At 70.6% G+C, this 6,420-nt stretch carries 5 protein-coding genes; 1 reads left to right on the top strand and 4 read right to left on the bottom strand.

The window, feature by feature from the left end; all coding sequences use genetic code 11:
* A partial coding sequence (locus ACT6S0_RS14765; protein WP_444764576.1) for an RCC1 domain-containing protein occupies positions 1–998 on the top strand: 998 nt, incomplete at its 5' end.
* A gap of 29 nt (positions 999–1,027) precedes the next feature.
* On the opposite strand, the gene ACT6S0_RS14760 is transcribed toward ACT6S0_RS14765, so the two are convergent.
* The 4 genes from ACT6S0_RS14760 to ACT6S0_RS14745 all read right to left on the bottom strand — a co-directional run bounded on the left by ACT6S0_RS14760 (position 1,028) and on the right by ACT6S0_RS14745 (position 6,235).
* Positions 1,028–1,825: a class II glutamine amidotransferase gene (locus ACT6S0_RS14760; protein ID WP_444764575.1), complete on the bottom strand. Its 798-nt coding sequence runs from the start codon at positions 1,823–1,825 to the stop codon at positions 1,028–1,030.
* A gap of 109 nt (positions 1,826–1,934) precedes the next feature.
* Complete coding sequence (locus ACT6S0_RS14755) at positions 1,935–2,945, bottom strand: glycoside hydrolase family 5 protein (protein ID WP_444764574.1); 1,011 nt, start codon at positions 2,943–2,945, stop codon at positions 1,935–1,937.
* A 21-nt stretch (positions 2,946–2,966) separates the two neighbouring features.
* The gene (locus ACT6S0_RS14750; RefSeq protein ID WP_444764573.1) at positions 2,967–4,124 is read right to left on the bottom strand and encodes a glycoside hydrolase family 5 protein; all 1,158 of its coding nucleotides are present in this window, start codon (positions 4,122–4,124) and stop codon (positions 2,967–2,969) included.
* Positions 4,121–6,235 (bottom strand): GDSL-type esterase/lipase family protein, encoded by a 2,115-nt coding sequence (locus ACT6S0_RS14745; protein ID WP_444764572.1) that lies wholly within the window; start codon positions 6,233–6,235, stop codon positions 4,121–4,123. The genes ACT6S0_RS14750 and ACT6S0_RS14745 overlap by 4 nt, the downstream gene beginning before the upstream one ends.
* Between the last annotated feature and the right edge of the window lie 185 nt (positions 6,236–6,420).

Raw genomic sequence — 6,420 nt, 5'->3', positions numbered from 1 at the left:
CACCGAGCAGCGTCAGGATCGCCGCCGGCACGGGCTATTCGCTCGCCGTCACGGCCGATGGCCGCGTGCTGGCCTGGGGCAGCCAGATGTCGGGTGGCGCCGGCAGTGCCGTCGCGGGCACGGCGGCGCGCCAGGTCGACGGGCTGGGCGTCATAGTCGCCGTGGCCGCCACGCGCGTCGCGCCGCCGTTCAACAAGTCCTTCGCGCTGCGCAGCGACGGGACAGTGCTGGCCTGGGGCAACGGCTACAGCGCCACGCCGGCCGAGGTGGCCGGCGCCGGCAAGCTGCGGCAGCTGGTGTCCTGCTTCGACGGCGCGGCCTACGGCTTGCGCAGCGACGGCAGCGTCTGGCGCTTCAGCGCCACCACCGCCACGCAGATCGCCGGGCTCGCCGGCATCGGCCGCATCGACGTGGCCCACACCTCCAACACCTGCGCGATCACGGCGCTCGACGCGGCCGGCGCACTGAGCCTGGTGGACGGCAGCAGCGTGCAGGCGGTCAGCGGCCTGCCGGCGCTCAAGCAGGCCGTCTGCAACTTCGATCCGGTCGGCGTGACCCGCTATTGCCTGGCGCTGTCGCAGGCCGGCCGCATCTGGGCCTGGGGCTCCAACGGCGCCGGCCAGCTCGGCGACGGCACGCTGGTGGCGCGCGCGGTGCCCGTCGAGCTGGCCTCACCGACCGACGTGGTGCAGCTCGGCGCCGTCATTGGCACGAGCTTCGCGCTCACCGCCTCCGGCACGGTGCTGAGCTGGGGCGGCGGCATCGGCAACCTGCAGTGGCTGGGGCGCGACGTGACGGCCAGCACCTACCCGGTGCCCGGCGCCATCGCGGGCCTGCCGGCCATCGACGAGCTGGCCTTTGGCGCCCATGTGCTGGCGCGTGGCCGCGACGGCTCGGTCTGGAGCTGGGGCAACAACGCCTGGGGCGAGGGCGGCAGCGGCACGGCCGGGGACAACGCCTTCTACCCGCGTGCGGCCACCGGCATCCGCCTGGACTGAGCTGCGCTGCAGGCCGTGGCCGCTGCGGCTCAGGCCGCGGCGGCCACGGCCACGCCTTCGCTGACGAACAGGCAGTCGCCGCCCTCGAACACGCGCACCTCGCCGGCCGCGAACGGCTGCCAGGCTTCGTGGGTCAGGGGCTCGGTGGAGATCAGGGCCATGCGGTCGGCCGGGTTGTTCACCGTGGCCAGGTCAACGCTGAGGTCGCCGTCGCGCAGCGAGACGTGGCCGAACGGCGGGCGGCGCTGCAGCCAGTGCAGCTTGGTGGATGCATGCGCCAGCATCGCGCGGCCATCGGTCAGCAGCAGGTTGAAGCGGCCGTGCTCGGCAATCTCGTGGATCCAGGGCGTCAGCGTCTCGGCCAGCTCGGGCCAGCCGGGCAGGTGGTTGCCGAAGTGCTGCTGCAGGCGCTGCATCAGCAGGCAGAAGGCGCGCTCGCTGTCCGTCTGGCCGGCGGGCTTGAAGCCGCCGGAGAGCTGTGGGTGGAAGTCCTTCAGGTCGCCGTTGTGGGCGAACACCCAGATGCGGCCAGCCCATTCGCGGCGAAAGGGGTGGCAGTTCTCGACCGCGCGGGCGCCCTGGGTGGCCTTGCGGACATGGGCCAGGATGTTGCGCGCACGCACGGGGTGGTGGCCGTAGTGCCGGGCCTTGGCAGAGTCGGCCGCCGGGCTGTCCTCGACGACCACTTCGCAGCGCTCGCCTTCATGGAAGGCGACGCCCCAGCCGTCGCCATGGTCTGCGGTGCGCCCGCCGCGGGCGGCAAAGCCGCTCAGTGAGAAGGTGGCGGCGGCCGGCTGGCGGCTGTTGAGGGCGAAAAGCTCACACATCGGGCGGGGCGAGAAGCTGTCGGTGCTGGTTGCAACGGCGCCAGTCTGCCGATGGATGACAGAAAGCCCAACAAAGCTTTCGTCATGAGCTCATGCCGCGTGCGGAGGATCACGGTTTGGCGGAAAGGAAGGGCGCCAGCCAGCGCATTTGCGGCTTGTCCTTGCCGTCCTTGCCAGGCTCCAGCGACAGGAAATAGTCGCCCCAGGTCGGGCCGCCCGCCCACCACAGCCAGCCCGTCCAGACGTCGGCATTGGCCTGCAGATGCTTGAGCGCGCCGGTCACGGCCTGCTCGCAGACGGCGTTGGCGCCGCCACCCAGTTCGCCCAGCAGCGCGCGCTGCTTGTTGGCCCGGAGCCAGGCGGTAAAGCGCTGCAACCGTTCGACACCGATGGTGGGGCTGACGCATTCGGTGTGGGTGCCCGATCCGTCCTTGTCCAGATACTGGTGGACTTCGAAGACCATGTTGCCCAGCGGATCGCGCACGCGGCCCATCACGTCGGCGTTGGGTGTGCCGTACCAGGTGCTTTCGAACCAGCTCCAGGCGCCGGTGTAGCCATTGCCGGGTAGCGTGATGAGGTTGGTGGCGCCGGTCTTGCGGATGGCATCGACGGCGGCCTGGGCGGCGTCGGCCCAGGTCTCGGTGGGCATGTTGCGCGGCTCGTTGACAAGGCCGAACTGGACCTTGGCGTTGCCCTTGAACTGCAGCGCCAGCCGGCGCCAGAAATCGGCAAAGGCGGCGATGGGCACCTCGGGCTTGCCGACATGCACTTCCTTGTAGGCGGCGTAGTTGTGCGGGTCCAGCAGCACATGCAGGCCGCGCGCGGTGGTGCCATCGACGAACTCGCGCAGGCGGGCCAGTTCGGCCGCGTCCAGTTCACCGTTCAACATCGGCTGCAGGCGCTCCCAGCGGAAGGCGATGCGCATCAGGTTCATGCCCTTGGCCTGGTAGTAGGCCGTGCTGGCGACCGTCGGGTAGACGAAGTCCTTGCCGTAGACGCCGGGGAAGGGCAGTTTCTCGCCCCATTCGGCGCTGGACAGGCTGATGCCGCGCCACTCGAGCGGGGCGGCGTGGGCGGTGGCCGCGGCCAGCAGCAGCGTGGCGCCAATGAGCAGTTTCATGGGTCGTCTCCTCCAAAGGGATCAGGGTGTGGGGCCGTACAGCGCCTGCACGAGGTCGGTCCGCCAGGCATGCGCCTGGGGGTCGTAGAGGCCGAAGCCCGAGGCCAGTTCCCAGTACATCCAGGGCAGTTGCCGGCTGGCCATCTCGGCGCGCATGGCTTGTAGATAGCGCACGCGGGCCGCCGGCGCCGCCCGGCTGTAGGCGCCGAACTCGCCGACCACGACGGGGTAGCCCAGGCGCCTGGCCTCGTTGGCGGCCAGGTCCAGGCCCTCGCGGAGCCTGGCCAGCTGGGTGGCGTCGCAACAGTCCACACCGAGCGGCGGCGACGGGTTGACCCATGCGGCGCCCTGGTGCGTGAAAGCGAAGGGCTCGTAGTGGTGAACGGTCAGCAGCAGGTTGGCGTCGGCTGGCAGTTGCAGCCTGGACAGCGCCCAGGGGCTGTTCCACTGCACCGGGCCGATCATGACGACGCGGCTCGGGTTGCTGGCCCGAACCACGCGCAGAGCGCGCGAGGCCAGGGTATTCCAGTCGGCTTCGAGTTTGTTGTGCGGCTCGTTGTAGAGCTCGAACACCAGGCCCGGCCCTGCGGCCGCAAAACGCTCGGCGATCTGTCTCCACATCGCCAGGAAGCGCAGTTGCACCACGTCAGCCGCGACGCTGGCCTCGCCCGCCTCGGTGGCGTCGCCGTCGAGCTGGTGGTAGTGGTGCATGTTCAGCACCACGGTGACGCCGCGCGCCAGCAGGCGGTTCACGATGCTCTCGACCCGGCTCATGAAGGCAGCGTCAATGGTGGCGGCGGCGTCCAGGCTGGCGTGGTTGCTCCAGCGCACCGGCAGGCGCACCGCGCGGATGACATGCCCCGCGGCGGGGCTGCCGCCCTGGCCGACGAGATCGATGAATTCGTCCTCGACCCGCAGGCCCCAGGCTCCTTCGGTGGGCGCCTCCAGCATGTTGCCGAAGTTGATGCCGCCGGCCAGCGCCGCGGCGGCGGCGCGGGCCTGGGCCGAGGCGCCGGGCGGCGTGCCGGCCGGCATGGTCGGGTATGCCGCCCAAGGGTCGGCGGCGGCAGGCGCAGGGGCGGCTGTCGCGCCGCCGCCACCACCGCCGCACGCGGCAAGCGCAACAAGCAGCACCGGGTTGAACAGCAGGCGCAGGCAACGAAGGCCGGGAAGCTTCATCTCAGTACCTCATCGTTCAGGAAGCGGGTCAGCTCGTCGGCCATCTGGGCATGCACGTCGATGCGCGGGTGGGCCCAGGCAAAGGCCTCGAAGTGGTAGCTCCACACCTTGGCGTCGCCTTCGCCGCGCAGCGCCTGCACGGCACCCAGCACGGCGCGCGCAATGGCAGGCTGCTCGCGTGGCGCCGTCATGCCGCCTGTCAGCAGCACGAGCCCGGCGTGGGGATAGCGGCCACGCAGCTGACGCACGAAGCCGAGGTAGCGCGTGCCGAAGTCGGCCGCCATCGGCTGACCCATGGACGCCGGGAAGCCGTGGTCGTTCTGGCCGAGGTTGAGCAGCACCACATCCGGTGCGCGCGGGTCGGGTGGGGCGATGGCCGCGTCCAGCCGCGGCGCAAAGCGGTGCCACACCTCGGGCATCAGCAGCTGATCCCAGGTCGCCGTGATGCCGATGCCGCTGACCGCGATGCCGACATAGTCCGCGCCCAGGTTCGCTGCGGTGACCGCGCCGTAGGCCCTGGTGCCGTCGTGCGTGGACAGGTCGGCGTACTGGTCCTCGCCGATGTCGCCATTGCAGGCGCCGGCGGTGATGGAGTCGCCGTAGAACACCAGTTTCAGCGGGCGGGGCGGTGGCGGGTCGAGCAGCTTGCCGCCCGCGGCCAGGCGCAGGCCGAGGAAGAGGGCTTCCGCCTGTGAGGCCTCGGTGCGCTTGAGCAGGCGCAGCTCGTGCTGGCCAGGCGGTAGCTGCAGTTGCCAATCCGCAGGCCCCTGGCCGCGCAGTGCCAGGGCGTGGCGCTGTCCATCGACTTCGACCGTGAAGTGACTGATGCCGCCGCGCCAGGGGGCCAGGCGCAGCGTGAGCTGGTCGCCGGTGAAGCGTGCGCGCATCTCGGTGCCGCTCCACGCCAGCAGCTTGGCGGCACCGGGCGCCGCGGCGATGCGGCCTATCCAGCGCAGCCTGCCGTCGTCCGGGCTGATCAGCGCCGGTGCCGCCGACGGCGTGGTGCGGACGAAGGCGCTGGGATGAAGCTCCGGCGGAAAGATGCCGGCGGACATGACGGCCAGCAGGCTCGCGGGCCGGCCGCTGCCCTTCCACTCGTCCCGCCTGACGCGCACCTGGAGCAGATGGGCGCCGGGCTCCAGGTCGCGGCCGACAACGGTGTAGCGCCAGCCGAGATAGCCCTTGCGCTCGGCCACATGGCCTTGCACGCTGACCCAGGGGCCGTCGTCCACGCGGGCTTCGAGATTGCGGTAGTGCTCGCTTTCGGCATGGAAGACCGCGACTTCGCGGCCGTAGACCAGGAAGCGCGCTTCGGCGTCTTCGGCCTTGGCGACCCAGCCGGGCTGCTGACCGGTCCACTCGGGGTGCACCTCGCCGCCGCGCTCGAAGCCGTGCGACTGGTAGGGCCTGAGCGTGTCGCCTGTCAGCAGGCGTGTGAACTCGTGGGCGCGGCCGTGCAGCGGCCCGGGCAAGCGTCTGGCCGTGCCGCGTTTGCTGTTCTGCTGCAACGTTTCCCGCAACGCGCGGAGTGGCGGCAGCAGGCGCTCCGTGCGCAGTGTTTGCGCCAGGGCCTGCGCGATGCGCTCATGACCGGTCGCGTTCGGGTGCACCGGCTCGTCGTAGAGCGCCGCCCAGCGGTCCAGGCCAGCCTCCACGCGGTTGTGCATCCAGCGGCCGAAGTCCAGCGCCGTGAGGCCGTAGTGCGCGGCGAGCTTGAGCTGCAGGTCGACCGCGTCGCGCGCCTGGTTGCCCTGCTGGATCAGGCCGAGCACGACGACGGCAGGCGGCTGCTCGGCGCTCAGCAGCCGGCGCAGGATGGCCTCAAAGCTGCTGCCGCGCACGCCCGGGTCCAGCCATTGATCGTTGACGCCGAACTCGACGATGACGAGGTCGGGCGACTGGTCGAGCACGTGCGCCTGGAGGCGCTGCACGCCGGCGGCGGAGTCCGTACCGCTGAGGCCAGCGTTGACCAGTCTGACCTTGGCGCCGAGTGACTTGGCCAGCAGCGCTGCCCAGCCCAGTTCACGGGGCGGCTGCGCGGCATAGCCGGTCGTGATCGAGCCGCCAATCGTCGCGAGCGTGATGGCCTCGCCGGCCTCCAGGCGTTGCATGACGCGTTCCAGTCGGGCGTCAGCCTGTCCGGCTGCCGGCGACATCAAAGACAAAGACAACGCAAATCCTCTCAGCCAATGCATATCAACCTTTGTCAGGGCCCCATGCCTGCTGGCCAGCGCTGCGCGCCACAGACGGCACGCCATCCGTTCATCGTTTAGTAAACGAAATGGATTATCCGCAA

Source organism: Roseateles sp., from assembly GCF_052436255.1.
Classification (GTDB): domain Bacteria; phylum Pseudomonadota; class Gammaproteobacteria; order Burkholderiales; family Burkholderiaceae_C; genus Pelomonas.
Note: the sequence above shows the minus strand (reverse complement) of the source record. Positions and strands in the feature narration are given on the sequence as shown.

What these genes read in the sequence shown, in the direction of transcription:
- ACT6S0_RS14760 (WP_444764575.1), bottom strand. Translation starts at nt 1,825, where the DNA reads ATGTGTGAGCTTTTCGCCCTCAACAGCCGCCAGCCGGCCGCCGCCACC.
- ACT6S0_RS14755 (WP_444764574.1), bottom strand. Translation starts at nt 2,945, where the DNA reads ATGAAACTGCTCATTGGCGCCACGCTGCTGCTGGCCGCGGCCACCGCC.
- ACT6S0_RS14750 (WP_444764573.1), bottom strand. Translation starts at nt 4,124, where the DNA reads ATGAAGCTTCCCGGCCTTCGTTGCCTGCGCCTGCTGTTCAACCCGGTG.
- ACT6S0_RS14745 (WP_444764572.1), bottom strand. Translation starts at nt 6,235, where the DNA reads ATGCAACGCCTGGAGGCCGGCGAGGCCATCACGCTCGCGACGATTGGC.